The sequence below is a fragment of the Treponema socranskii subsp. socranskii VPI DR56BR1116 = ATCC 35536 genome, assembly GCF_000468115.1.
GTDB classification, from domain to species: Bacteria; Spirochaetota; Spirochaetia; order Treponematales; family Treponemataceae; genus Treponema_D; species Treponema_D socranskii.
The window spans coordinates 52,556-79,527 of the sequence record NZ_AVQI01000008.1; the positions used below are offsets into that span (position 1 = coordinate 52,556).

Annotated in this window: 24 protein-coding genes; 4 read left to right on the plus strand and 20 right to left on the minus strand. The window is 51.0% G+C overall.

What is annotated here, in order from left to right:
* Positions 1–3: 3 nt before the first annotated feature.
* The 8 genes from HMPREF0860_RS01355 to HMPREF0860_RS01390 form a co-directional block, all read right to left on the minus strand.
* Positions 4–930 (minus strand): ribonuclease Z, encoded by a 927-nt coding sequence (locus HMPREF0860_RS01355; RefSeq protein WP_021331358.1) that lies wholly within the window; start codon positions 928–930, stop codon positions 4–6.
* Positions 927–2,141, minus strand: a complete 1,215-nt coding sequence (locus tag HMPREF0860_RS01360; RefSeq protein WP_021331388.1) for a lipid II:glycine glycyltransferase FemX — start codon at positions 2,139–2,141, stop codon at positions 927–929. The genes HMPREF0860_RS01355 and HMPREF0860_RS01360 overlap by 4 nt, the downstream gene beginning before the upstream one ends.
* A gap of 3 nt (positions 2,142–2,144) precedes the next feature.
* The gene (gene metG, locus HMPREF0860_RS01365; RefSeq protein ID WP_021331382.1) at positions 2,145–4,463 is read right to left on the minus strand and encodes a methionine--tRNA ligase; all 2,319 of its coding nucleotides are present in this window, start codon (positions 4,461–4,463) and stop codon (positions 2,145–2,147) included.
* A 126-nt stretch (positions 4,464–4,589) separates the two neighbouring features.
* Entirely contained in the window at positions 4,590–4,820 is a 231-nt protein-coding gene (csrA, locus tag HMPREF0860_RS01370) for a carbon storage regulator CsrA (protein ID WP_021331414.1), read from the minus strand.
* Position 4,821: 1 nt separating this feature from the next.
* On the minus strand, positions 4,822–5,265 hold the full coding sequence (gene fliW, locus HMPREF0860_RS01375) for a flagellar assembly protein FliW (RefSeq protein WP_021331399.1): 444 nt from the start codon (positions 5,263–5,265) through the stop codon (positions 4,822–4,824).
* Between the two features lie 6 nt (positions 5,266–5,271).
* A complete protein-coding gene (locus HMPREF0860_RS01380) occupies positions 5,272–6,516 on the minus strand; it encodes a flagellar hook-associated protein 3 (RefSeq protein WP_021331415.1) in 1,245 nt (414 codons plus the stop codon).
* A gap of 31 nt (positions 6,517–6,547) precedes the next feature.
* On the minus strand, positions 6,548–8,422 hold the full coding sequence (gene flgK, locus HMPREF0860_RS01385; RefSeq protein WP_021331381.1) for a flagellar hook-associated protein FlgK: 1,875 nt from the start codon (positions 8,420–8,422) through the stop codon (positions 6,548–6,550).
* Positions 8,423–8,470: 48 nt separating this feature from the next.
* A complete protein-coding gene (locus tag HMPREF0860_RS01390; RefSeq protein WP_021495420.1) occupies positions 8,471–8,905 on the minus strand; it encodes a FlgN protein in 435 nt (144 codons plus the stop codon).
* A gap of 119 nt (positions 8,906–9,024) precedes the next feature.
* Here HMPREF0860_RS01390 and wbaP point away from each other — a divergent pair, with 119 nt between their 5' ends.
* From wbaP to HMPREF0860_RS01410, 4 genes are read left to right on the plus strand one after another with little or no spacing between them, the layout of a single operon-like run.
* Positions 9,025–10,455 carry an undecaprenyl-phosphate galactose phosphotransferase WbaP gene (gene wbaP / locus HMPREF0860_RS01395; protein ID WP_021495418.1) on the plus strand — a complete coding sequence of 477 codons (1,431 nt, stop codon included), beginning with the start codon at positions 9,025–9,027 and terminating at the stop codon, positions 10,453–10,455.
* Complete coding sequence (locus HMPREF0860_RS01400; RefSeq protein ID WP_021331361.1) at positions 10,455–11,990, plus strand: BamA/TamA family outer membrane protein; 1,536 nt, start codon at positions 10,455–10,457, stop codon at positions 11,988–11,990. The genes wbaP and HMPREF0860_RS01400 overlap by 1 nt, the downstream gene beginning before the upstream one ends.
* Before the next feature lie 44 nt (positions 11,991–12,034).
* Positions 12,035–12,805 carry an oxygen-binding di-iron domain-containing protein gene (locus tag HMPREF0860_RS01405; protein WP_021331360.1) on the plus strand — a complete coding sequence of 257 codons (771 nt, stop codon included), beginning with the start codon at positions 12,035–12,037 and terminating at the stop codon, positions 12,803–12,805.
* A 16-nt stretch (positions 12,806–12,821) separates the two neighbouring features.
* Positions 12,822–13,685, plus strand: a complete 864-nt coding sequence (locus tag HMPREF0860_RS01410; RefSeq protein ID WP_021331369.1) for a methyl-accepting chemotaxis protein — start codon at positions 12,822–12,824, stop codon at positions 13,683–13,685.
* Positions 13,686–13,765: 80 nt separating this feature from the next.
* Here the strand turns inward: HMPREF0860_RS01410 and HMPREF0860_RS01415 are convergent, their stop codons facing one another.
* From HMPREF0860_RS01415 to HMPREF0860_RS01470, 12 genes are all read right to left on the minus strand, one after another.
* Positions 13,766–14,908 carry a hypothetical protein gene (locus HMPREF0860_RS01415; protein WP_021331356.1) on the minus strand — a complete coding sequence of 381 codons (1,143 nt, stop codon included), beginning with the start codon at positions 14,906–14,908 and terminating at the stop codon, positions 13,766–13,768.
* A 97-nt stretch (positions 14,909–15,005) separates the two neighbouring features.
* Entirely contained in the window at positions 15,006–16,091 is a 1,086-nt protein-coding gene (ispG, locus tag HMPREF0860_RS01420) for a flavodoxin-dependent (E)-4-hydroxy-3-methylbut-2-enyl-diphosphate synthase (protein ID WP_021331353.1), read from the minus strand.
* 21 nt (positions 16,092–16,112) lie between these two features.
* Positions 16,113–16,538 carry a V-type sodium ATPase K subunit gene (locus tag HMPREF0860_RS01425; protein ID WP_021331352.1) on the minus strand — a complete coding sequence of 142 codons (426 nt, stop codon included), beginning with the start codon at positions 16,536–16,538 and terminating at the stop codon, positions 16,113–16,115.
* A gap of 17 nt (positions 16,539–16,555) precedes the next feature.
* Positions 16,556–18,448: a V-type ATP synthase subunit I gene (locus HMPREF0860_RS01430; protein ID WP_021495417.1), complete on the minus strand. Its 1,893-nt coding sequence runs from the start codon at positions 18,446–18,448 to the stop codon at positions 16,556–16,558.
* Complete coding sequence (locus HMPREF0860_RS01435; protein WP_016520298.1) at positions 18,445–19,047, minus strand: V-type ATP synthase subunit D; 603 nt, start codon at positions 19,045–19,047, stop codon at positions 18,445–18,447. Before HMPREF0860_RS01435 ends, HMPREF0860_RS01430 begins: the two co-directional genes overlap by 4 nt.
* Before the next feature lie 3 nt (positions 19,048–19,050).
* Positions 19,051–20,349, minus strand: coding sequence for a V-type ATP synthase subunit B (locus HMPREF0860_RS01440; RefSeq protein ID WP_021331402.1), 1,299 nt, complete (start codon positions 20,347–20,349; stop codon positions 19,051–19,053).
* Between the two features lies 1 nt (position 20,350).
* Positions 20,351–22,120: a V-type ATP synthase subunit A gene (locus HMPREF0860_RS01445; protein WP_021331389.1), complete on the minus strand. Its 1,770-nt coding sequence runs from the start codon at positions 22,118–22,120 to the stop codon at positions 20,351–20,353.
* Positions 22,117–22,653 (minus strand): hypothetical protein, encoded by a 537-nt coding sequence (locus HMPREF0860_RS01450; RefSeq protein ID WP_021331392.1) that lies wholly within the window; start codon positions 22,651–22,653, stop codon positions 22,117–22,119. Before HMPREF0860_RS01450 ends, HMPREF0860_RS01445 begins: the two co-directional genes overlap by 4 nt.
* Positions 22,650–23,273 carry a V-type sodium ATPase subunit E gene (locus HMPREF0860_RS01455; RefSeq protein WP_021331410.1) on the minus strand — a complete coding sequence of 208 codons (624 nt, stop codon included), beginning with the start codon at positions 23,271–23,273 and terminating at the stop codon, positions 22,650–22,652. Before HMPREF0860_RS01455 ends, HMPREF0860_RS01450 begins: the two co-directional genes overlap by 4 nt.
* Positions 23,274–23,416: 143 nt before the next feature.
* The gene (locus tag HMPREF0860_RS01460) at positions 23,417–24,028 is read right to left on the minus strand and encodes a ribonuclease HII (RefSeq protein WP_051169994.1); all 612 of its coding nucleotides are present in this window, start codon (positions 24,026–24,028) and stop codon (positions 23,417–23,419) included.
* A gap of 38 nt (positions 24,029–24,066) precedes the next feature.
* Complete coding sequence (locus HMPREF0860_RS01465; protein WP_021331417.1) at positions 24,067–26,154, minus strand: chitobiase/beta-hexosaminidase C-terminal domain-containing protein; 2,088 nt, start codon at positions 26,152–26,154, stop codon at positions 24,067–24,069.
* 18 nt (positions 26,155–26,172) lie between these two features.
* Positions 26,173–26,784, minus strand: a complete 612-nt coding sequence (locus HMPREF0860_RS01470; protein WP_021495421.1) for a phosphoribosyltransferase — start codon at positions 26,782–26,784, stop codon at positions 26,173–26,175.
* Positions 26,785–26,972 lie beyond the last annotated feature (188 nt).

Below are 26,972 nucleotides of genomic sequence, written 5' to 3' on the forward strand. Positions count from 1 at the left end.
CCGTCATTCGACGTAGGGAATGTCGAAGTGCATACGGTCTTTTGTAAGTTCCGCGGCGGGAAAGATCGTGCGCGCTTCATCGAGCAAAACGGAAAGCTCCCTGTCGGTATAACGCGGGCTGTAGTGAATCATCGCCATGCGTTTGACACCGGCGTCGCGAGCGATCGTCGCGGCCTGTTTTGCCGTCATGTGTTTTTTTTCTCTCGCCTGATCGATGAGCGCTTCTTCGAACATACCTTCACAGATCAAAAGATCGCTTCCGCGCACTTCATCTGCAATCGACGGTTTATAGAGCGTGTCGGTCACATAACTGAACTTTCTTCCGCTCCGAGAAGGACCGAGCACTCGGTCGGGCGTAACGGTTTTTCCGTCGGAAGCCGTAACGCTCTCGCCTTTTTGCAGTTTGCCCCACAGCGGCCCCATCGGCACTTTGAGCGCTTTCGCTTTTTCGGGACTGAACTCACCCGGCCGGTCGAGTTCTTCAAGCGTATAGCCGACGCAGGTTTTCGTGTGCGCGAGCGGAAAGGCGCGGATATAAAATCCCTCCCCTCCGTGCACGACGCAGGGAGCCGTAATCTCTTTTACGACAACGGGATAATTGATAAACATGTCGAGCACTTTGCGGCTCGTTTCGATATATTCGGCGATCTTCGGGGGGCCGTAGATATACAGCGGTTCGGTGCGGTCTACTTGCGAAGAGAGCATCATGATACCGGGCAGACCCGTTACGTGATCGGCGTGGGTGTGCGAAACGAAAATCGCATTTATCTTTTTCCATTTGAGGTTGAGACGCCTGAGCGACACTTGCGTTCCCTCTCCTCCGTCGAATAAAAAGAGCTCTCCTTCGCGGCGCAAAAGCACCGACGTGAGGTGGCGGTACGGGAGAGGCATCATTCCGCCGCAGCCCAAAACAAAAGCTTCCATATTCATAAGGCACGACCTGCAAGAATTTTTTTGATTCGTTTATGATAAAACGCTCTCGCGCTTTCGGCAAACGCATAGGGCGCATAGAGCGGCGAAAGCGGAAAATCGAGGGATCCCGGCCGATGCACGATGCGTCCGCCGAATCCCGTTTTAAAAAGATAGAGACCGTACATCGGATGATTTTTATCGTCGGACGGCGGCATACCGTAAAAATCGTAGACGGCCGAACCGTAAGATTTCGCATCGCATATCGCAGTCCACTGCAAAAGATAGGCGGGCATGAGGTTTCGTTTGGCGTTTGAAGAAGCGCCGTAGAGATAGACCGCTTCGCTTTTAGAAAAGAGCGTGATGATCGACGCGAGGTTTTCCCCTTCGTGCGATGCGATATAGACCGTGATGAGCGGGGCGTCTTTATGTGCCGCACTCAAAGCGAAAAGGTCTTCATAGTATTTTTTTGCGTGGATCGCAATGCCGTCGCGGCTTGCCGTCGTCTTATAGAGTTCGTAAAAAATATCGAGAGCACGCGAGGCGTCGGAATCGAGCGAAGAATTGTCCGCCTTATCGGTTCGCGCGCGGTATGCACGGACGACAACGCCTTTTTTTTGTGCAAGACGGATATTGTAACGCCATTTGCTCCGCATCGCAGAAAGGAGTTCATCTTCCGATTTTGTCAAATCGATAAGCGTCGTATCGGGCGGCTGAATATCGGTTTTCGTTTTAACGATCGCCAGTTTTTCCGAAGCGGCCGCTTGCTTCAGCTCTGCGACAAAAAAATCGCGCGAAGATATCGAATAAAAATCGAGTGAGGAATCAAAGCGTATGCAAAGCGTGTACTTGGGGAGAAAGTCTTTGAGAGACTCTGAAAACTCCGCCAAAAACTGCGCATACGAGGCGGCATCCTCCTGCCGCACAACGCTTCCGTTTTCTTTTTCATCGGCTTTTGTCGAGAGGTTTTGCAATGTACCGTCGTCACTGCCGGTGTCGCCGTAAAAAAAAGACGGCATCATCGGAATATACGCGATGGAAAAATATTTTGCAAAGCGCCGCACGAGAACCGAAACGGTAAAAGCACCGCCCCCTTCCGATCGGACATCGAAAAAGAGCGATTTCCAGCCGTGCAGGGATTTAAACGCCGCCCAAAACGGCGACTGCAAAAAACGCTCTCCTCCGTCGGCAAGAAAGCGCGGAGAGAGCGGCGCAATCGTAAAAGCAAACACTTGTTATGCTACTCCGCCGTTTACGGTTTTTTCCGTCGTAAGCGCTTTTCCGTCCGCCGTGAGTTTTTTATCCTGAATGACGACCTCTCGGTCATGCACTTTTATTTCGATTTGAAAAAACACGTCCGCGCTTATCTCTTTTTCTTTTTGCACCGAAGGATCTTCTCCTTCAAGCACGACGGGAGTACCGGGAGCCGCCCACGGAGCCGTTACGAGTTCGACGCATTCTTTGCCCGCTTCATCGGTGTAATCCGCCGCAAGGAGCATACCGCGGCTTTCAATTCCGCGCATTTTCCGCGGAGCGAGGTTATCGACGAGGATGATGTGCTTTCCGAGCAGTTCGTCTTCTTTTAAATACGGCACGAGTCCGCTTTGAATGACGCGCTCAGTACCGCTTCCGTCGTCGAGGTGTTCTATATAGAGCTTATCGGATTCGGGATTGCGTTCGACGGAAACGATCTTTGCGACTTTGAGCGAAACGAATTTATTAAAATGTGCGCACATATCGGCTGCGAGGGCAGGCTCTTTTTTTTCAACCTTTGCCTTTTGCGCATTCGGCTTTCCGAGCGTCCCTTCTTCGCGCGATTTTTGATTGCCCGAAAAACGCTCTTTAAAAGCTTTCATCGTCTTATCGTCCATCGGCGTAAAGTATACGCTCGTCGCACCGATCTCCGAAAGACCCTCCGTTTTTCCGAGATCGCTCCACCTAAGCGCACCTTCCGGATCGTCCGCTCCGATACGCTTTTCGGTAATCGTTTTGCCGAAAAACGAAGCGACTTTTTGCGCATACTGCGGGAGATAGGGTGCCGTCAATATCATCAAATCTTTTATGACATAGCACAAATTGTGTATGAGCTTTGCCGCTTTTTCAGGATCGGTGTTGCGCGTTTTCCACGGCTCGGCCGCTTGGAACGCTTTGTTTCCGATATCGCTTATCGCAAAGATTTCGCGGAATGCGTCTTTGAGATTCGCCCATTCGAGCAGTTCGGTAATTCTCCGCTCCCGCACTTTTACTTCCGCCCACAGCGCTTCGTCTTCAGGAGCGTCGGGGATTTTGCCGCCGTAGTATTTGTTGACGAACAGCAGCGTACGGTTTACGAGATTGCCGAGATTTCCGATAAGTTCCGCATTGTATTTTTCCTGAAAATCCTTCCATGTAAATTGATAATCGGATTTTTCCGGACGGTTGTAAAAGATGTAAAACCGCCACGCATCCGCGGGAATACCGCTTTCCTTCGCATCCGTTCCGAATACGCCGACGCCCTTCGACTTCGAAAATTTGCCGTCTTCGTAATTTAAAAATTCGGTCGAACTCATGTGAAAGAGCTTTGTCCAATCGCGTCCGCTTCCGAGCAGACTCGACGGAAAGACGACCGTGTGAAAGGGGATATTGTCTTTGCCTATAAATTGAAAAAGCTCGACGGGCATTTTGGCCGCCGCTTCATCGGATTCGGACGGAAGCCACCAGCTTTTATAGTCAAAGGATTTTTTTCCCGCCGCAGCGAGTTCGTTTGCGAGCTGGAGCGTTATCGAAATATAGCCGATCGGCGCGTCGAACCACACGTAAAAGACTTTGTCTTCGTAGCCTTCTTTCGGCACGGGTATGCCCCATTTCAAATCGCGCGTGATCGCACGTTCATTTAAGCCGTCTCTTATCCACGCCTTTGTCATTTGAATCGCGTTTGCGCTCCACTTTCCTTCGACGCTTGCCTTTTCCATCCACGCTTCAAGACGCCCCTCAATCGCAGGCAAATCGATGTACAAGTGCTTCGTCTCCCGCACTTCGGGGGAAGAACCGCAGGTAGCGCATTTCGCTTGTACCAAATCGGTCGGATCGAGGAGGCTGCCGCAGGTTTCGCACTGATCGCCTCTCGCGTCTTCGCTCCCGCATTTGGGACAGGTGCCGCGCACATAACGGTCGGCCAAAAACATATTGCAGTGCGGACAAAAGAGCTGCTTTGTCACGTGCTCTTTGATAAAGCCGTTCGCATCGAGATCGTTAAAAATTTCCTGCGTAACGTCTTTTATCTCTTCGTTCGACGTGCGTCCGAATTTGTCGAAAGCGATGTGAAACCAATCGTATATTTCCGTGTGCAGTTTATAATAGTGATCGCAGAGTTCGCGCGGCGTTTTGCCCTCTTCGAGCGCTTTCGTCTCGGTCGCCGTGCCGTATTCGTCGGTACCGCAGATGTACAGCGTATCGTAGCCCCTGCTTCTGCAAAAGCGTGCAAAGACGTCGGCTGAAAGCATTTGAATGAGATTTCCGAGGTGAGGAACGTTGTTGACGTACGGAAGCGCCGATGTGATGAGTTTTCTGTTCATAAGTTTTTATTATAGCCGGAACGGAAGATTTTGTACATTGGGCATAAAGCGTTGTAAAGCGTTCTCGCCGCTAAAGATGCGAACGCCATCTAAAAACTGCGGCTTTCAGATAGCGTTCCAAATGCCTTACCGCCCTTTCAAAAGTTCCGATATCGATGCGAGCGCACCTGTGTCGGGAGAAGAAGCCGCTTTGTTTTCTTTTTGAATCGCTTTGAACACTTCTTCGCGGAACACTTTGACGCTTTTCGGCGCTTCGATTCCGACTTTGACTTGATCGCCGCGGACTTCGATGATCGTAATCGTTATATTGTCACCGATTTTAATCTGTTCGTCGACTTTACGCGAAAGGATAAGCATGTCACTTTCCTCCGCGTTTTTTTAGCGCATCGAGTATCGCGTGTTTTGTCGTCCAGCGGCCGTCGCTCAAAATCACTTGCACGCACAGGTTGTTTTTTTTGTTGATAACGATCGGCCCCTGCAGGTTTGCGGTAACGGCGCTCCCGTCGGACGGAACGGTGACGACCGCCATAACGATAAGGTCTTCGGGAGAGCGCACATCGATTTTTTTTAAACTTTCGTCGTCGATGTCCGCTTCGTAATCGTCGCAAATCAAAAACGGATCGATGAGCAAAAACGCAAGGCGCTCGTCGTCGAGGGACTGCAGCCAGATGAGCGGCGCCCATTCCGATTCCATCGTCGCGTATTTTTTATATTCTTCAAAACCGAAAAGCCCTTCGGGAAAGGTAACGATGTGATTTTCTTCGACGCTCTTTACGCCCATCGCCTTTGTCTTAACGTCCATCGAAGCTTACCTCAAATAATCGAGCAGCGTACTCGAATACAAACGCGCGGCCGTGCTCAGCGTCGCCTGATGCGTAAAATCCATCATCTTCATATCGGATGCGGCTTTCGTCAAATCGAGATCGCCCTCGCTTGAGATGCGCTGCGTTACGTTGAGCGCGGTTCCCGAATTGCGCTTTACGTTGAGTTCCGCCCGCTCGTATTCGGAACCCGACTTTGCGATTCTTGTGGTCAAATTGTTAAGTCCCTGATCGATCGAACCGAGCACGCGGCCTCCGATCGCTTCGTGGTCGCCCGCCAAAAGCGCATTGCGGAGAGAGATAACCGCATCGAACATGGAACCGCCGGAAGCGCGCACGCCGGCTGCGAGATTGTACGGCGGCTTTTGACTTGCGTCTTTGATAATGCCGAGATCGGCGAGTGCGGAACCCGAAACGTCTTCGAGCCACAGCTGCCGCGCATCCGTTGCGGTAAAGTTCAAAGCGCGAGTTACGGGATCGAGCGTCGCCTTTACCGCAGCTTCGCTGTCGTTTATCTTTGCGATAAGCGAATACACGTTGTCGCCTGCGTTGATTTTGATTTCCGCACCGTCTACGGCGATAACCGAATCTTCCCCCGCTCTCCAGCCGGTCGCATCCCTTGCGCCGAAAATCTGCTGCGGCTCCGCCCAAAAAGTGCGCACGCCCGCGTTGTCCGTCGTCAAATATTTATGCTCGTCGATTTCGACCTGCGTTTCCGAAATGTTTCCGTTATAACGCACGCCTTCGATAAGCGGCACGCCCGAACCTGCGACGTTTCCCATTTCGACGTCGAAGGCTCTCACTTTCGTTTCGGTACCGGCAAAGAGCGAGTTTCCGTCTTCGCCGATCGCGTTCGCATTTTGCACGAGCTCTTTTAAAAGTTCGTCGACTTCCGCCGCCATGTTTTTCATATCGTCGCCCGTGTAGATGCCGTTCGCACCGGTAACGGCGAGTTCTCTCACGCGGTGCATCACGTCGAGCGAATTCGTCATATAGCCTTCACGCTGCATAAAAAGCTCGGAAAGCGTTTTGGCGTTTTTTTCGAAGTTTTCGATGCGCGCCGCATAGGACTGATAGCGCACCAAGTGCCCCGCAGCGATCGGATCGTCGCGCAGTTCCTGAATACGGCGCTGGCTGCCGATTTGATTATTGATTTTATTGAGACGGGATTCCTGCAGCCGCAGATTCGACTGCACATCCATATTATTCATCTGTGAACTCACCCTGCGCATATCGCACCTCCGTATTCGGCTTCACCCGATTTTATGCTCTGATTCTGTTTATAATCGTATCGACGAGATTGTCCCACGTACTGATAAACGAAGCGGCGGCATTGTAGCCGTGTTGAAATTTAATAATATCCGCAAGCTCTTCGTCTATGTTTACGCCGCTGACGGACTCCCGCAGCGTGCGCAAATCTCCCATGATTTTATTTTGATTTGCCGTTTGAGTTGCCGCCTGCTCTCCTTTCAAACCGACGTTCGTCACGCTGTCGGCAAAATAATCGTCGAAAGTACGCTTGTGTCCGATCATCACCTGCGTGTTTCTGATCAAAGCGATTTCGATCGCAGCCCGTCCGTCGCCCGACGCGAGAGCGCCGCGCGTATCGGCAAAGCCCGCAGCGACGCTTTTGACGTCTCCTCTGATAAGCGGATTTACCGCGATATACGCGGACGGATTTACCTGCGGCGTCACCGCAAATTGGGCGCCGTCGGCAAGACCGTCGACCGCGTCCGCGCGAAGATAATCGTATGCGCCTTCTTCTCCGCTTTCGCGCAAAATGCCCGCATAGCCGGTCAAAAACATTCCGCTGTCTTCGACGTGCCGTATGACAAAATCGGGATTCGATTGCGAAAGAGCCGTCGTCGCTTTCAGCACGAGATTGTTGTTTCTGTCGAGATAAGCTTTTACTTCTCCGTTCGAATCGTTGATCCGGTCGATGACATCGGCAACCGTATCGGTAGCGTTGTATGCGACTTCGACCGTACCTTCGGGCGCGGAAAAGGTCATCGTACCGGCAAGTCCTATTTGCTCCTGCGGGTTCAATGTATGTCGTCCAGTAAAGCGGAAAATATAGGATCTGTCCATCCGCCCGTCCGCATCGTAATCGTAATTACCGCGCACGTTTTCGACAAAGGGATGAGACGTAAAAAAGTCGAGACCCGTCGTACCGTTCATGCCGGTTGCGTTACGGTGCACGTCGTTTACCAAATCGGAAAAGTTCATCGTCATCGTGTTGAGCGACTGCATTTCGCTTCTGATATCGACGTCGCGCAGTTCGATAAGTGCGCCGAGTCTCCCGCCTTTTACGACAGCATCGTTTTTCGTATCGCCCCAGATGAGACGCGGATTTCCGTTATTGTCGATAACCGTACGGAGGTCGAAGCTGCGCGGAATGCTGCCCTGAACGAGCACGCGCCCGTCGACGTGTACCATGAATTCGTCTTTATCGCGGTCGCTCGCCGTACAATTGACAAGCTCGGAAAGCTTATCGACGAGGAGATCCCGCTGGTCGAGCAAATCGTTCGGATTGTCTCCCATACCGCGCGAGCGCACGATCTCTCCGTTGAGAGCGGCAATCTGTTCGGCATAATTGTTGATCTGCTTTACCGTCGCGTCGATATCGCCGTTTATGAGCGTGTTCACTCCCTGCAAACTTTCGTAGCGCTGATTTATCGTATCGGTAAGCGAAATACCGCGCGTGACGATCGCCTGACGGGATGCGATGTTTTCCGGATGAATCGAAAGCTCCTGCCACGCTTCCCAGAATTTATCCATAGTGCTACGAATCGAAACGTCGTCGGGTTCGTTGTAAATCTGTTCGAGCATCGTATAGTATTTGCTGCGCGTATCCCAATACGCTTCCTGATTCGCCTGTTCGACGATGCGCCGATCGAGCAGTTCGTCGCGGATCCGCCGTATGCTGGACGCGATAACGCCTTGACCGATCATGCCCGGCTCTTCGGGGCGTTCGAGTTCCGGAAGATACAGCGGATCGAATTCCTTAAACGCGACGCGCTGGCGCGAATAGCCTTCCGTATTCGCATTCGAAATATTGTGACCGGCGGTCGTGATCGCCGTCGTATGCGCCATGATACTGCGCTTACCGAGCTCTATTCCAGAAAATGTCGAACCCATATATCACCTCACAAAATACTTAATTAATGAACGGAACGGTTGGAAAAATCAATACAGCGTATTGACGACGACGCTCGACGGCTTTGCTCTCATGATCTTTCCCGCCTTCGAATACACCATCGCCCCGCTTTGAGGAAAGGCTTCGTCGAGCACACTTTGAATAAAATCCCTCGCAACCGCTATGTAATTGCCGAGCGTTTTGTTTGCCGTCTTCGATTTGACGAGCTTTCCGCGCACTTGCGTCAAAAGCGGCAACGATGCCTTTTTCGCTTCGTCGCTCCGGGCAGCCGAAAGCGCGTTTCTCGCCTTTTCGGTTTCTTCGAAAGCTTCGGTAAGCTTCGTGATCGCGGAGATCGATTCGAGCACGCCGTCCCATTTTTTTTGCAGTACCGCCGCACGCAGCGCCGATTGCCGTTCAAGCAGACGATCAAGAATTTCGTTTTCACGCAAAAGCAGCCGTTCCATTTCGCTTATGTCCGCCATATACAGATTACCTCATGTTGATTATCGGTACGGAAAAACGACGACTTTACGAAAATTATTTTGAACGATATCGATTTGACATCGTTACATTTTTATTATAGAATAAACGGAAAATCTCTATGATAATCGATGAATTTCTTCGCTATTACAAACAAAATTTTCACCGTACCAGCTCGTTTCTCGTAGGGCTTGTTTTAATGTTTGTCGATGCCGTCGCTCTCATGCTCAGCATCGGTACAAGTTTTTTTATCATCAACGCGATCAACAATTCGTTTATCAATTTTCGATCGTTTGTGACCTACAGCGTTTATTTGCCGCTCATACTCGTCGTTTTTTATGCGGCGGGTCTCTATCCGGGCATTATGATCTCCCCCGTCGAAGAGGTAAAACGCTTCAGCATCTGTACGTTTTTCAGCTTTATCGGCATCGCGATCAGCATTTTCGTCGACGTCGACAACGAACGTATTGCCGTCGCACTTGCGCTCATGCTCGCCGTTCCGATCGCGACGATTTTTTTACCGATCGTACGGCAAATCGCGCGTTTTGCGTTCGGTACCTATCACTGGTGGGGACTGCCGGCTGTCATCTACTGTACCGGTTCAAGCGGAGACGCGGTCATCAACCGGATGCTCGAACGTTCCGATTTAGGCTATAAGCCCGCCGTCATCATAAACAGCGGCGCCATTGCAAGCAATACGTACGGCAGCATACCCGTCTTTCATCCGAGCAAAGAACTGCTCGACACGATCCGCACGCTCAAAATAAAAGCGGCGATCCTGTGCGATTACGATGAAACCGACGTATCGGACATCATGCAGGCATACCGCTATACGATCACGGTTTCAAAGCACCAAAACAGATCGATATCGGGCTCTCCGCAGATAAAAGATATCGGCGGCATCGTCGGTTTTGCATCGACGCACAACCTTACAAAAAAAACGAACCGATTTGCAAAGCGCGCTATCGACATCGCCCTCCTCGTCATTTCGTTTCCGCTTGTGCTGCCTCTGTGCATCGTCGTTGCGATCATCATCAAAATCACCTCTCCGGGTCCCGTTTTTTACGGACATCCGAGAGTCGGCAAAAACGGCAAACCGCTCAAATGCTGGAAATTCCGTTCCATGTGCAAAGACGCCGATAAAAAGCTCGACGCGCTTCTTGCACAAAATCCCAAAATGCGCGAACAATGGGAGCGTGAACGAAAATTCGTCGACGATCCGCGCGTTACGCCTTTCGGAAAATTTATCAGAAAGACGAGCATCGACGAGCTGCCGCAGTTTTGGAATATCCTTGCGGGTGAAATGAGTTTTATCGGCCCGCGTCCCGTCACTAAGGGAGAACTTGTCAAGTACGGTTCTCAAGCCGATTATATCCTTTCGGTAATGCCCGGACTTTCGGGTATGTGGCAAACATCGGGCAGAAGCGATACGGAATACGAAGAGCGCATTACACTCGACACCTACTATATTCAAAACTGGTCGGTGTGGCTCGATATATGGCTCATCATCAAAACCGTGTGGGTTGTCTTTAAAAGAAAAGGTGCGTACTAATGAAAAAGTATTATACCGCTTTGGCGGTGTCGGTTGCACTGCTCCTTTCGGCATTTCCTTCGTCATACCGAATCAATTCCGTACGCTATATCATTGACGGTATGACAAAAGAAACAAGCGTCGAGCGCGAAGTAAAAATCGATAAAACGATTATTTTTCCCGATGAAATATCGTTTGCAAAATACATCGACGACTATCGCCAGCGGCTTTTGAATACGCGACTCTTTGACGAAGTTTCCGTCGAGTATTCGACGCGCCTTTTCGACGAACAAACCGATTTATATATCGCGGATTTGACGGTACGCCTCGACGACTCCTTTCACTTTATCGGCATGCCCTATCCGAAATACGACTCGAACAGCGGCCTTACGCTGAAGTTGAAATTAAAAGATACGAACTTTTTCGGAACGATGAAAGATATGTCGGCCGATATCAATTTTTCGCTCGAACGCGATGAAGACGATACCGAAATGAAACACATCGTCGACGACATGGGCATCGCGATGGGCGTCAATCTTTCATTCGACATCCCTTTCAAACTTGCCAAACTCAATGCAACGTGGACAAACAGCTACGGCATATCCTATACGATCGGACACGTTTCTCCCGAATGGGATACGTCGACGGGAATCGATTTTTCAGTACCTTTCGGGTACAGAACATCGCTCGACTTTTCATTCGCTCAAGGATTTACACGGAACTTCGACTACAAAAAATATGACGATGATATCTACTTTACAGAAAAAGGTATCGTATCGCTTCCGATCGTGCTGCAGCGGATCGAAAATTGGGGTACGGTAGATTATACGCCTTATGTAAGCGCCATCTATTATTGGGATTTCGACGGCATCAGCGATTCGAACGAAGATCTCGTAGGTCCTCGTCTCGCGCTCGGACAGACGATCGGTACTTCCCGCATCGACTGGAAAAACAATCTGCGTACCGGCTTATCCGTTTCGACGACGCAGTCGTTTACATATATCGTGCAGAACGAAAAACTACAGCCGAAATTTTCCGTCGAATTCAAAGGATTTAAAGGATTTAAGCGGATCGGTATCGCAAGCGATCTGTATTTTTTTCTGATGATGAACGGTACGGAAAACATCGGCCCCCGACTGCGCGGTATCCGCGACAAACAGTATTTCAGTTCAGCGTCGGGATACGGCGACGTTTATGCGTGCAAAACATCCGGTGCGCTCGCGGTCAATATCGACTTCCCCATCAGAGTGTTTTCCACTCGTTTTGAAAAAAACAGAGTGTTGCGTAAACTCAATTTCGAAGTGCAAGTTTCGCCTTTTATCGATTTTGCGCTCGTAAACAACAAAGCGACCGGTACGAGTTTTTCCGTCAAAGACGGTTTTTATGCAGGCGGTATGGAAGTTATCGTTTTCCCCGAAAGCTGGAAAAGCATACAGTTTCGCGTGAGTTTCGGAATCGATGCGGGGCGTTACTTCCTCAAACGCTTTATCAATACGGACTGGAGAAGAGGCGTATCGAAATACGAACTGTCGATCGGTATCGGACTGCATTATTAAAAGTTGAACATTGTTATCAGTACGTCAAATATCGGAGGTAAAATATGATTGACGACAACGAAGTACACGGTATAGTTTTGTATGAAGACGACGACCACAAATTCATTTGGCTCGGTTCCGAAAGTAAATACCGAAAAGGCGCAGTACAGACGATGCAGTACCTTATCATCGATCACGGCAAAGGCGTTTTGCTCGATCCGGGCGGGGTACACCTGTTTTCGCGCGTCGTAACAGCCGTCAGCCGTTTTATATCGGTCGAAAAAATCGATACTATATTTTTTTCGCATCAGGATCCCGACGTATCTTCGGGCATTGCGCTGTGGCTCGGCATTACGCATGCAAAAGTATATATTTCCAATCTGTGGATACGCTTTCTACCCCACTTCGGCATCGTCGATACGAACCGCATCATCGGCATTCCCGACAGCGGTATGGATATCATGCTTGCTCCCGATTCCCGCATGCACTGCGTTCCGTCGCATTTTATGCATTCGCCCGGACACTTCGGCCTGTTCGATGAACGCTCGGGTATTTTGTTTACCGGCGACATAGGAGCCGCGGTGTTTGACGAAACGAACGAAACGGTGTATGTCGGCGATTTCAACGAACACATCCCGCTCATTAAAGATTTTCACGTACGCTATATGGCGGCAAATAAAATCGTCCGCCGCTGGGTGGAACAGGTACGCCTCTTAAATCCGGCTATGCTCGCTCCTCAGCACGGGGCCATCTACAAAGATGAAAACGTGGGCAATTTTTTGAATTGGCTCGGCAACCTGCAGTGCGGTATCGATCTTATCGATACGCTTTTTTAACTGAGGGTGGTGTATAATGAGCGAAAACAGAGAAAGCGAAATTATCCAAAACTTTACCGACATCGTCGATAAAACGGTCGTGCGCTTTAATAAAAGCATAGTGCTGGACTTTGTGACGATGCATTCTTTTGAAATCATCGATGAGGCGGTAGTACAGCTGCAAAAAGGTTTTGATACGATCGTCGCTGCCTTTGAAGAAATTCAAGCAAGCGGTACCGCATCGTCTTCAAATACCGGACGAGTCAACACGATGATGTCCGATATTTTAAACAACAATAAAAAGCTGCAATCGGAAATAAACGAGCGCGTGAGCGAAATCGAAGAAGCGTCGGTGAATGCGAAAAACGCCGCTTCAAATTTCGAACTGCTCAAAGAAAAAACATCCGATGTCGCCGGCATGCTCGCAGGTATTCAAGACGTTTCGGTGAAAACGGGCATCCTCGCGATCAATGCGTCCATTGAAGCGGCTCGTGCGGGAAAAGTCGGAAGCGGCTTCAGAATCATCGCAAACGAAGTACGCACTTTGGCGACGCAGACGGGAGAGGCTACAAAAAAGATCGAAGCGAAGCTCTCCGAATTCCGCGAAACGGTCGATGAAATCAATAAAGACATGACGCTGTTCATCGAACTCTTTTCACGCTTTCAACAGTCGTTTACCGAAGTTTTAAATAATTTCAATCAAAACGCATCGACGCTCGACCGAGCGGGCAATTCGCTCAGCGAAATCGCGGGTGCGGTACAGGAACAGGCCGGCGCGATGAAAGACGGTTTGGATTCGCTTGAAAAGGTAAACGGATCGCTGCACGACACCCATGCAATCCTCGACGTCATTCAGACGAGCTATTCCTTTTTGGATACACTTTTGGGGCAAAAGCAGTAGGGCATCTCTAAAAACTCGGTTGGATTTTCAGAGGTTCCCGGTAAAAATCTTCGAAACGCATCCGCCCTGCCGATAAATTTTTACGGTTGCTTTTCCCCAGTCGTAATCGAGTATTGCTCGACAGCTTTTGCAAGTTTTAGCGCCGAGCGCTTTTTCCAATAATCGTCGGGGGCGGAGTTTGCAAGCGCCGCATAGAGATCGAATGCAAACCGTTCGTTTCCCGCTTTCCGCATGCAGTCGGCAAAATCCGAAAACGCTTTCCAAATACCTTGAGACGACGCCCAATCGACGATGTCGGAAAATCGGGCAATTTCCGTAAAAAGAAGACCGAGATTTTGATATTCGAATTCGGGATCCCGCGCTTTTACGGTATTGTACATTTTCGTAAAGGCGGTAAGAGTTCCGAGCGCGAACGCTTTCAGCGCTTTATCGGAAAAACCGCGCTCTTCGTAGTACGCTGCGAGTTTAAAATAAGATGCGAGCGCCGTATAATCTTCGGAGCGAAAAAGCGTAAAAAATTTTTCCATCGATCCCGCTTCCCTGTTTTGCACGATGAACGTGAACGCATCTTCGAACGCTTTATTTTTTAATAAACTGTCGTTTTTTACGATGAGCAGCAAATCTTTTTCGTAGTCGTCAAAATCTTTTTCGATAAATGCGATGTCGGAAAGCTCGTACAAAATATCGTAGCGTTCGTCGGGAACATCGAGGAGGGCTGCGTTCTTCCACGCATTCATAAGGTATTGTTTTGAAAGCGCATATTCGCCTTCCAAAATGTAAATACGGCCGATAAGGCGATCGGCTTCGGGAAGAGAAAAACGCGTCGAAACGTAGGAGACGAGGGCGGGCGCGGAATTATTAAAAAACGCGCTCGTTTTTTTCCCGATATAGCGCTCGACGATTTCAACGGCGTCGTAGTCTTCACGCTTTTTGAGAACGGCGAGCACGTCGGAAAGTACGCCGTTCGCCTTTTGCACTTCGCGCGGTTTTAAAGCATAAGAGAGCGTATCGGCTTCCCATGCGACGATCTCGCGCCGGGCTGTTTTCGCGTCGTTTGCAAGACGGAGCGCTTCTCCGTAGTTTCCGTTATCGAATTCAATGAGAGCGCGACGAAGCAGTTTTACATCGCCTGCAAGATCGCGCGGTTTTTTAGGACGCACTTGCGCGCCGAGCGCCGAATACGCCATGAGCAATACGGAAAAAATAATTACAATCTTTTTCATAAGTCAACCGGTTCCGGAATTGAGAAAAACGGTTAAACGAAACACTGAAACAGCGTGTTTCGTTTAACGACCGCTCAGTCGGTACAACCGATACGTTTTACAGCGTGTCCAATTCTTCTCTGAATACTTTATCGGCATCTTTTGCGTCGACGGTTCGCACTATTTTTCCTTTTTTAAATATGACGACTTTATTGCCTGACCCCGCTATCCCCAAGTCAGCGTGCTTTCCCTCTCCCGGGCCGTTTACGACGCAGCCCATAACAGCGACGCTTATGTTTTTATCGAGCGATAAAAGTTCTCTTTGCCATTTTTCGACAAAGGCGTGCACGTCGAATCCGATCCTCCCGCACCTCGGACACGAAATGAGCTTTACGCCTCCCTCTCTTTTTCCGCATTCTACAAGTATTTCGCGGCCGGCTATCACTTCGTTTTCGGGGGACGATGAAAGGCTTACGCGAATCGTATCTCCGATGCCTTTTGAAAGCAGGGCGCCGAAAGCGAGCGTGCTCTTTACGATGCCGGTGATGAGAGGACCTGCTTCCGTCACTCCGATGTGAAGGGGTATATCGTATTTTTTTGCAAATACTTCGTTCGCTTCGATCGTTTCACTTACCGAAGACGCTTTCATGCTGACGACAAACTGCGTAAAACCGAGTTCGTCGAATACGGCGGCTTCGCGCGATGCCGTTTCGGAAAGCGCTTCCGCTCTCGACATGGAAGCGGCCTCGACTTTCGCCGCAAGGTCTTTCGGAAAGCTGCCCGCATTGACGCCGATTCTGATCGCGGCGTTTTTTTCGCGGCACGAAGCGACGACCTTTTCGACGTTTTCACGAGAACCGATATTGCCGGGGTTGATGCGGATCGCGGCGACGTTGCCGCGAAGACATTCGAGGGCGAGCCGGTAGTCGAAGTGGATATCGGCAACGAGGGGTACCGTGCATTCGGCGGCTATCGCGCAGAGTGCGCGCGCGCTTTCCATATCGGGAACGGCAAAACGCACGATATCGCAGCCTATCCCTTTGAGTGCGTGTATTTCTTCTACGAGCGCTTTTCGCTTTTCCGAATCGGCGTCCAAACCGACGATGGATTTTTTCCACATCGTCTGTACCGAAACGGGCTCTCCGCCGCCGACGGCAATGCGCTCCGTTTTACCGTTTCCGCCGAGATAGACTTTTTTCGTCATGCACGCTTTTTGAAAGAACGCTTATCGACAAAAACCGATGCCGAAAGCCATGACAAAGAGAGCGACGGTTTCGCAAAGACCGACGACCATGATATAGCTCGCAAAGCCTTTGCCCGTTTCCCCGAGCGCATCCGAACCGGCTGCTCCCGCCTGTCCCTGAGCGACGGCAGATGCGCCCATCGCGAGTCCTGCGGCAACGCCGAGTCCGAGTAAAAACAGCGGATTTTGACCCGAATCGAGGATGCTCCTCGTCAAAAGAAATCCGTAAATCGTCTGCGTCAGCGGCGCGCCTGCAAAGACGGTGAGGATAAAAGGCGCGGGCTTATTGTTTACGTAACAGCGTTTCCATGCACCGATCGCGCCTTGACCTGCGATACCGATTCCGAACGCGCTTCCGATAGCGGCGAGCCCCATCACGACACCTGCACCAAGCATTCCCAAATTCATAACAACTCCTATTATTCCTATAACGCCGCTTCTCTGAACGGCTCATATTTATATCCCGACCACGACATACCGAGGTGGCTCGAAAATTCAAGCGTATTCAAACGCACTCCGTGAACGATAACCGAAAGCACGTTCAATGCGACGTTGAGTCCGTGCCCCGTTACGAGCAGGACGAGGGCGACGACAAAGAAAATCGCGTGTCCCAAAAGCGGGCCCGCCATCGTGTTGACCGTACTCGAAATCGCGCTGCCGGCCAAAGCAACCGCCCACAGGCGGATATACGACACGATATCCGAAAACACGTTTACGACACCGAGCACTACCGAAATGATGTTTTTACAGCTTTCGAGCACCGCCCTTCCGACGCTGCCGTCGTAATTCGAAAACACAAAGCTCATCAAAAAGCCGCCTCCGACGAGCGCAAGAGAAACGCTGCCGACGGGAACGCCGTACACGACTTTATCGAGCGAAAAGATTTCACCGCTGATGACGAGCATGAGCACGATGTAAAACATACCCCACAGCATGAGCATGGAACCCAAGTCTCCTATGCACTTCGGAGAGCGTATGTCGTTTATAAAGCACTTGATGTGAGCGACCGTCAGCTGCACGAGCGCGAGCGTAAAGCAAAACACTTGCAGATTTTGATCGGTCGTAAGGAGACTCTGCACGCCGTCGTAGCGGGAAGCGTATGCCGAAGAAATCGGCGGAATCGAAAGAGAAGTGAGCCACGAGGGAAGCTTGTCGGCTGCAATGCCGAACCACGTACACGTGAGCGTTCCCCACACGACCGTCGAAAAAGAAAGGAGCGCAAGGAGACTCATCATCGGATTCGTTTTTTTGCCCGCAGCCTTCGATTTGACCGTTACGGCGAGCGCAAGAGCGAGCATAATGAGCCCGTAGCCCGCATCTCCGAAAATCATGCCGAAAAAGATCGTAAAGAAAAACAAAAACCATCCTGAAATATCGAATTCGCGGTAGCCCGGAACGGTGCCGAGAAAATCGGTGAGCGGATAGATGATGCTTACGAGCGGATTGTTTTTAAGCTTTGTCGGCGGATCGTCGGTCTCTTCGACTTCGCTCGAAGAAATCGCCCAGCCGTTTTGTTTTGCCGCCTCTTCCAAAGCGGAAAAGCCGTCGGACGGAACATAGCCTGAAAGCCACGCGAGATCGCTCTCTTTGCCTTCATCTTCTTTTCCCATACCCGCATACACGTTTTCGAATTCGATTTCTTTTGCGAGCTTTTTCGCATACGAATCGATCTGACGGCCATACACCACCTGTGCCGAAAGTTCGGTTTCTATTTCACGGATGCGTTTTATATTGCCTTCGATTTGCTCGGAAAGTTTTTCCGTAGCGATTTTCGGAAGCGGCACTTCAAAAGCTTCAGGCGGAAGATTTTCAGGCCGCTCTTTTCCGATAAGCAAAAATCGTACGTCGCGCTTTCCGGTATTGACGAGCACCGTATCGATGGAATCGTCTAAAGCGGTGTATAAATCGGCCGGCATTTCGTACATCGAAAGCGCTATTCCTTTTTCGGAAAGATAAGCGAAATCGTCCGGATCGACGCGGCCCCACTTTGCAAAGCGTTCGAGTTCGACGGTGTCGGCTCCGAGCGCATCGATGAGCGATTTTTTTTCGTCGAAAAGAGATGTAACCGTTTTGCTTTTTTCGGCGATTCCGGTTTCATCGAGGTTTTCGGCACGGGAGGTTTTCGGCGCTTTTATCTCGGAAAGGATCGCGTATGCGTTTTGCGCGCATGAAAAACTTTCTTTCAAAGCGGAAAGCTTTTCGCTTTCACCTTCAAGGCTTTCCAAGTGCATGACGCCGAGCTTACGCAATTTTTCGAGCGCGTCTTTTTTTTCTTTTTCGAGAATGACGACGGAAACTTTTTTCATCGTTACGATCATTTCGCTTCAGCCTCCAGTTTCCGCTTCGATATCTTACTGCGCACGACTGCGGCGACTCTTTCATCGCCGAGGAACACGGATATCTTTCTGATATTTTCTTTCGCTTCGGGAATCTTCACTTTTTCGAAAAGGTTTACGCGCTGCGTCGTCGTGCGAAGCTCTTTCGAAAGGAGACGCACTTGTTCGTCGAGCACTTCCGCTTCCAAATCGAGTTCGAGCGCTCTTTCCATGCGATCGGCCGCCATATCGATCCACACGGGCGTTTCGTAGAGATCGTACTCGGCTCTCGTAAAATCGGCGCCTTCGTAAATCGGAATCTTCACGCCCGCGATATTGCCCGTGCCTTTTCGTATATTGCTCACACGCACCGTATCGCGTCCGAAGGATTCGGCATCGGCGAACACGGCGATCCATTCGTCGAATTCCTTTTCGAGCGCTTTACGCGCATCGCGCACTTCACGCGCTTTTGCATCGATGGCGCGGATTTCGGTTTGGAGCTGCTGCTTTTTGAGCGTAAGCGTCGGAAGATAGCGCTGATACATTTTCAGCGCATCTTTTTGAATCTTTTGCTCGTTTTTCGTCAGCTTGATCTTCGCCATACGTCAATCCCTTTTCGGCCAATACTTATCGAGCAGTCCCGTTTTTATACCCGTTTCCTCTTTGTCGAAACAGTCGGCGAGAATCTTCCAGCCCGAATCGAGGGCGTCTTCGAGCGATATGTTTTTCGACAGATCCATCATTTCGTCTTCGAATTCTTTGCCGTATTTGATAAGCTTGTTGTCCCATGCGCTCATCATAAAGCCCATCGATTTTTTTTCAAGCGTATCTTTATACGAGGAATACAGGCGTATCATGCCGTCCATGAGAGCGCGATGATCGTCCCTCGTCTTTCCGTTGACGTTTTGCTTTAAGCGCGAAAGACTTCCGAACGGTTCGATGCGGCCGCCCTTGAGATAATACTGCCCTTCGGTGATATAGCCCGTATTGTCGGGCACGGGATGCGTTACGTCGTCTCCGGGCATCGTCGTCACGGCGAGGACGGTAACCGACCCCGCGCCCTCGAAGTCGACGGCTTTTTCGTAGCGGGAAGCGAGCTGACTGTACAAGTCGCCTGGATAACCGCGGTTCGACGGAACCTGCTCCTGCGTGATCGCGATCTCTTTCATCGCGTCGGCGAAGTTCGTCATATCGGTCAAAAGGACGAGCACGTCTTTGCCCTGCAGCGCAAACTGTTCGGCGACGGCAAGGCTCAAATCGGGCACTTTCATGCATTCGACCGTCGGGTCGGCTGCCGTGTGGATAAACATAACGGTGCGGCTCATCGCTCCGCCGTTTTCGAGCGTGTTTTTAAAGTACAGGTAATCGTCGTACTTTAAGCCCATACCGCCGAGCACGATGACGTCGACTTCCGCCTGCATCGCAATGCGCGCGAGCAGCTGGTTGTACGGTTCTCCCGAAATGCTGAATATCGGCAGCTTTTGCGAAACGACGAGCGTATTGAACATGTCGATCATCGGGATACCCGTGCGGATCATGCGGTTTGCCATAATGCGCTTGGAAGGATTGACCGAAGGCCCGCCTATCGTTACGAGGTTGTCCGTAAGAGCAGGTCCCGCGTCGCGGGGAAATGCGGAGCCGTTGAAAATGCGGCCGAGCAGATTTTCACTGAAACTCACTTCCATCCGGTGACCGAGAAATTTAACGTGATCGCCCGTAGAAATGCCGCGGCCGCCGGCGAAAACCTGCAGCGACACGACTTCTCCGTCGATTTTATTGACTTCCGCAAGCGATTTTCCGAACCTCGTTTCGATTTCCGCGAGTTCTCCGTAACGGACATTGTCGGCTTTTACCGTGATGACGTTGCCGGTGATCGATTCGATTCGCGAATATATTTTATTCATATCATTCACCGTCCTTGAGCAGCGCCGCCGCTTCTTTTTGCAGTTTGCCGTTTTTTTGCGCGTAGAGTTCGTCGATCTTTTTTTCGATATCGGTAAACGAGTCGTCCTTCCACGTCGAATAGTTCCAGTCGATAAAGAGCTGGCGCAGAGAATTGAAATAAGAGCGCGCATCGTCTTTCGAATTCAAATCGAAATCGGATCCGAGTATGCGAAGCACTTTTTCGAGCGTATACGTTTGGCGTTCGACGCTGACCGAATTGTCGACTTCGTCGAAAGAGTTTTGCTGAAAATACACCGAATCGAGAAAATCGCTTTTGAGGTATTCGATATAATCTTCGGTCGTCGTTCCCTCTTCGCCGACGACTTTCATCATCTGATTGACTTCCTGTCCGCTTCTGAAAAGAGCGCGTGCGAAATCAACCCAGTCTTCGCGGATAACGCTTTTGTATTTCGACCACGAATTGAGCGGGTCGATCGCGGGGTATTTTCGGGCGTCGCTCCGCTCGCGCGCGAGTCCGTGGAAAGCGCCGACGACTTTGAGCGTCGCCTGCGTAACCGGTTCGTCGAAGTTGCCGCCGGCGGGAGAAACCGTACCGCCGATCGTAACCGAACCCGTTTTGCCGTCGCGCAGGCGCACGATACCGGCGCGTTCGTAAAAGGCTGCGATATAGGATTCGAGATAGGCGGGGAACGCTTCTTCGCCCGGAATCTCTTCGAGGCGGCCGCTCATTTCGCGCAGAGCCTGCGCCCAGCGAGAAGTGGAATCGGCAAGCAAAAGCACGTTGAGTCCCATCTGTCGATAGTATTCGGCAAGGGTAACGCTCGTGTAGACGGACGCTTCGCGAGAGGCGACGGGCATGGACGACGTATTGCAGATGATGATCGTCCGCTTCATAAGCGACTCTCCGGTGCGCGGATCGATGAGCTTCGGAAAATCTTTTATCGTTTCGACGACTTCGCCCGCACGCTCGCCGCAGGCTGCGATGATGACGATATCGACTTCGGCGTTGCGGCTCGTCGTATGCTGGATAACCGTTTTACCCGCGCCGAAGGGGCCGGGTATGCAATAGGTTCCGCCGAGCGCAACGGGAAAAAACGTATCGATGAGACGTATCTTCGTAACCATCGCGTCAGACGGCGCGAGGCGTTCGGCATAGCAGTCGACGGCGCGTTTTACCGGCCACTTGAACGTCATAGTAATCGTATGTGATTCACCCTTTTCGTCTTCGAGGACGGCGATTTCATCTTGAATCGTGTACGATCCCGCAGGTGCGATTTTCTTTACGGTATAAGAGCCGTACATATCGAAGGGTACGAGAATTTTATGCGTAAAGGGGCCTTCGGGAACCGAGCCGACGGCATCTCCGCGGTATACGGCGTCTCCGACTTTTGCCGACGGCGTAAAATCCCACTTCGTCGCTTTGGAAAGAGGCGCGACGTAGACGCCCCGCTCGAGAAAAAATCCCGCCTGTTCCGCGACGAGCGGCAGCGGATTTTGCAAACCGTCGTACACTTGACCGAGCAAACCGGGACCGAGTTCGGCGCACAAAAGGTCGCCGTCGAATTCGACGGTATCGCCCGAACGTATGCCGTTCGTCAGTTCGTAAATCTGCATTTGAGCGCCGTCGCCGCGAACACGGATGACTTCGCCTTTGAGCCGTTTGCCTTCGACGTTTACGTAGCCGACTTCGTTCATCGAAACGTTGCCGTCAAAGGCTATCGAAACCATGTTGCCGTTGACGCCGACTACTTTCGCTTTAGTACCCGTCATATTGTTTCTCCCAGTATAGAATCGTACATAGTGCGGTATGCCAGAGTACCCGCTTCTTTATTGAATTTTTTCATGCGCGCAGTGAGCAAAAGCCGTATGCCGTACTCGTAGACGGCATCGACGGAAAAGATATCCAAGGGACGCAGGTTGTCGAGCACTCCGGTGCGGTATTCGTATAAAAACTTTTCCGCGGAAAGAGGACTGTCCATACCGACTGCGGTGCGGGCAGCCTGCATGATGTCGGCCGTACACGACGGCGGCACTTGCGGTGCGTCGCGCTTCATCTTTTGCGCGCGGACTTGCGCGAGAGCAAAGCGGAGACTCCGCTCCCTGTCGTACCACGCATCGAGAAATTTTGAACCGGTCGGAGACGGCTCTCGCGGCGGAACGAGCGAAAGAGCGTTTAAAATTTCGACTTCCGCTTTCGAAAGGAAGCGCGAACACAGATCGCGGTAATAAGTTTCCGTTATCGCAAGCGATCGCTCGGCGTTTGAAATGTCGGGCAGCTGCGAAACGAGATAATATTGCTTCACTCGTTTATCCCTTGAACGGCGCCTTTTAAGATGGCTGCAGTGCGCGGATTGACATAGGCTGCGAACAATTCGGCAAGGGAATCCGAAGAATAATCGTAAAATGCCCTGCCCTCTTTAACTCCGATTCTAAAACCGGCCGCGAGCGTTTTATCGCTTTTGAGCACGAGCCCCTTTGCGATTTCGTCTTTGAGCGCGGACGTAAGAGCCGATTCGAGTTCTTTCAAATCCTTTTCGGAAAGCAAAACGGAAAGCTCTTCCGCGTCGGCGTGCTTTGTCCACGCTTTTACCGTTTCGGGGATAAGATTTACGAGCAGATCTTTCGAATACGCTTTCGCCGTTTCCGTCTTAATAATCCTGTCGAGCTCGGCGATAAGGGAATCGCGGAACGATAAAATCATATTGCGTCCCGCCTGCGCGATCGCGTCTTCACTCGCTTTTTCCATGCGCTCGGTTTCGGTTTTCGCATTTTTGATGATGCCTTCGGCTTTTTGCTCCGCATCGGAAATGACGGCTCGCGCTTTTTTTTCAGCGTCGGCGAGTATCTGCTGGGCAGCTGCTTCCGCGCTCGCCACTCCGTCTTTTTTTATTTTGTCGATCAATTCCTGCAACTGGACATCCATACAACCCTCGCTGTCTCGGTAAAATAAACGATAATACAATCATAACGCCAAACGCAATTTAATACAATGCCCCGCATTGCGGTCAGAGCGCAATCGCCGAATTATTTTATAAGGCAATTGCGGCCGGCTTTAATACCCTTTTCCTAATACCGAAAGGTCAGGCGCTGAATCGGAGACGGGCCGATGTCGCGGCAAATCCGCCTGTGCTCTGCGGTCGGATAACCTTTGTGCCGCGCATATCCGTAGGCGGGATATAGTTTATCCATTTCGATCATAATCGTGTCCCTACAGGTTTTTGCAAGTATGCTCGCCGCCATGACGGAAGCGTATTTTGCATCCGCTTTCACTTCGGAGCGGCACTCGCATTCGATATCGGGGCAAAACGTTCCGTCCGCGACGGCGCATATCGTTTTTGCCGAAACTCCCGCAGCCTTCCGCCATCCGTCGAACTTCGCCGAAAGCGCTTCATACGCTTCTTTCATCGCAAGCAGGCTCGCTTCAAGGATATTGATTTTGTCGATAACCGTATGAGAGACAATGCCGATACCCCAGCACGCTTTTTCTTTAATAATTTTTTCGGCGAGCTCCCGCTTTTTTACGGAAAGTTTTTTCGAATCGTTTAAAATCGCTCGAGGAAAATCGTCCGGCAAAATCACTGCGGATGCAACGACGGGGCCTGCAAGCGGTCCTCTTCCCGCTTCGTCGAGCCCGCACAAAAGAAAAGCCCCATCTTCTCTGGCGGAAGTCGCCCGCATCATCGAACAGCCTGCAAAACCCGGCATTTGCGCATCGCTCAGTAACCGCTTTCGGTATTGCCGCCGTATTCGAGGGAAATATTTTTCGCATCGGTGTAAACCGCATCGAGCGATGCTCCCGAATAACGCAGATCGGCGGCGAAAGAATTTCCGGTTATTTTGCTTTTTCCGCCGAAGAGTTCGGTCGCTCTGCCGTAACTTCCGGTAACGCGGCACGAAGACGAGCGCAGTTCGAATTCGCCGTCCTGCACGGAAAAATTGACCGCAGTCTGCGCGATCGTCGAAATACGCGAATCGATTATTTTCAGTTTGGAAGCGACTGCTGATATGCACGACGAATAGCGCTCCGCAGAAGACGTAATGCCGCAGCCGTTTATCGTAACGACCGACGTATCCGCACTTATAACGCTGCCGCTTTCCGCAAAGGACGCCCCTATTTCACAGTCTTCCGACACGAGCACCGAGTGTTCCAAGCGTATGAGCGGATTATTAATTTTTCTTTTCACGCCGGTATCGTCTCGCCTGACAATGAGATTCAAAAGTGCAAGGCTTGCGCTCCGCACGGTAATAAACGAACCTACACCGAAGACGAGGCGAGCGTCACCGTCACCGCGAAGAACGCAGTTTGAAGCGATCACCGTCTCCTCTTCGGATACAGCGAGCGTACCCGAAATCGTGATGTTCGCGAATCGATTATCCCCGACGGCGGCAAGGCAGTCGGCAAGAGAGACATAGGGATCGTCCCGCGTTCCGTCGGCACAGTTTTTATCGGCCGACGCATCGATATAATAATCGTATTTATCGACGACGACATCGTACAGGGTATACGCGCTTTTGTTACCGCTTCGATCTGCGGCATAGGCGCAGATTTTATAATAAACGGCATCTTCGGATGGCGAATCAAGCGTAAGCGGAGAAGTGAACGGCACAAAGTCGTCCGCCTCGACGACATCGATAAGGGACGCCGCATCTTTTTTTGTCATTGTGCCTGAGAACATCACCGGATTGCTCACGGCGATAAAAAGATCGGATTGTCCGTCTCCCGTAAGCGAGAGCTTCACCGCCCTTCTCGAATAAAAAGACTCGGCCGATGAAAGGAAAACAGGAACCGAAGGAGAACGCCGGTCGATAGAGTACGGAACGGAAAGCGTCCCCTGATAGACGCCGTCGTAATAGACGCCCGCCGTAAAGACACCCGACACTTCGTCACCGAAAAACGTATCGAGTTCCGCCGTTTCGAAAAGCACCGTCCCCTGCCCTTTTTCGGGTTCGATACCGAATCGGAAGCCTGCCCCGCCGCTCAGTACTATTGTCTCGGAACCGTCTTCACGCCGTTCGACGTCAACCTCCGGTTTCGGCGGAAGCACAAAAAAGCTGATAGGATTTCCGGGAGCGACCGCGACGCTCTGCCACGAAATCGTGTGCGATATCGTTCTGTCAAGCGCGACGCGCTCTTTTCCGCTCGTCCAATAGGCGTTATCAACCCGATAAATGAACGCATCGTTCGTAAACGACAGGGTATTCCAATCGGTGATTTGAAACGGAACGTCGCGCATACCGAACGAACCGGACAAAGCGGGTTTTGTTTTTATAATAAAACGCCACTTCCCCGTACCGTCGGTAAGAACGCATGGAATACATCGCGAGAGGATGCAGCCGGCGCCGTACGAAATCGCGCGCCCCTTCTGAAACGATTCGGGTACGCCGCCGAGACTGTAATCGAGTTCGGGAGGCAGCGAAAGCACATCCCCCGCCGTATAGTCGAGGATGCCGCTTGCAACAGCGTCTCCGACCGCGCTCATCGAGTAAGATGCGGGAAAAGGAACCGGCGCAACGGTATACGAAACGCGGTATTCGCGGAAAACGCCGCTTGCATCGACGGAAGCGATGCGGACTTCGACATCGCCTGAAACATCGAGAGCTACCGGACCGTCGTAGGCAAAACCCGATTCGCGCGGATCGGAACCGTTGAGCGAATAATACGCGCTTTCGCCTTCCGAAAGCTCGAGCACGAGCGACTGTTTGTTTGCCCATACGCCCTTTACGGGATTAATAATTTTTACATCCGCCGAAACGACCGCAAAAACCAAAGCCGTCAGAACGATAAAGCATACGCATTTTTTCATCGCGATTTTCCTAAAGGGTTAAACTTTCCCCAAAATCGGTTCAAGCACGGGACGCAGTTCGGGATCGTCTTTAAAATAATACTCTTCGAGTTCATCCTTTGAAAGCCCGACGAGTTCATGGCTCAAATAGTGAATCCACCGGTCGTCTTCCGGTTTTGTTATTTCCAAAAGCCTGCACCAATAGTCGGGCTGAATGGACTGCTGTTCTTTGTGATAGGTAAAGCGCTTATAATCGTGCACGACGATTTTGATATTGCTGCGGGGAACCCCATGCTTTAAAAATATTTCGACAAGCGAATTGATCGTACGGCCGGAATCGAAGATATCGTCGACAAGCATGACCTTGTCGCCGGGCCGAAGATATTCGGGCGCATACGTCCATCCGTCGACGTACACTTTTTCGTGCTGTTGAACGTCGGTATACGAGCGGGCGACGACCGATGCGTACAAAACGGGATGATAATCCTTGCGCACAAGTTTGTAATATTCGCTGATAACGTTCGCCATATACGCTCCTCCGCGCAGCGAACAATAGATCACATCCGGCACAAATCCGTCGGAGTACATTTTATGCGCTATTTTAAGCGCACCGTTTCGCACAACGTCGAACGGAAGGAATTCCTTTATCATCGCTATAACCTCGTTCGCGTCATTATAATCGTAATCGGCAGGATGCACAACACGATAAGCGTTTTTCGAGCAAAACTCTTCGCACCCGTGCACGGGTAGTGAATGCAGCACTGCTCTATAGGCTTATTAATTTTCATCGATAATTCATAAAAATGCAAAACGAGAGTGGAATTCCTTTGTTAATAAAG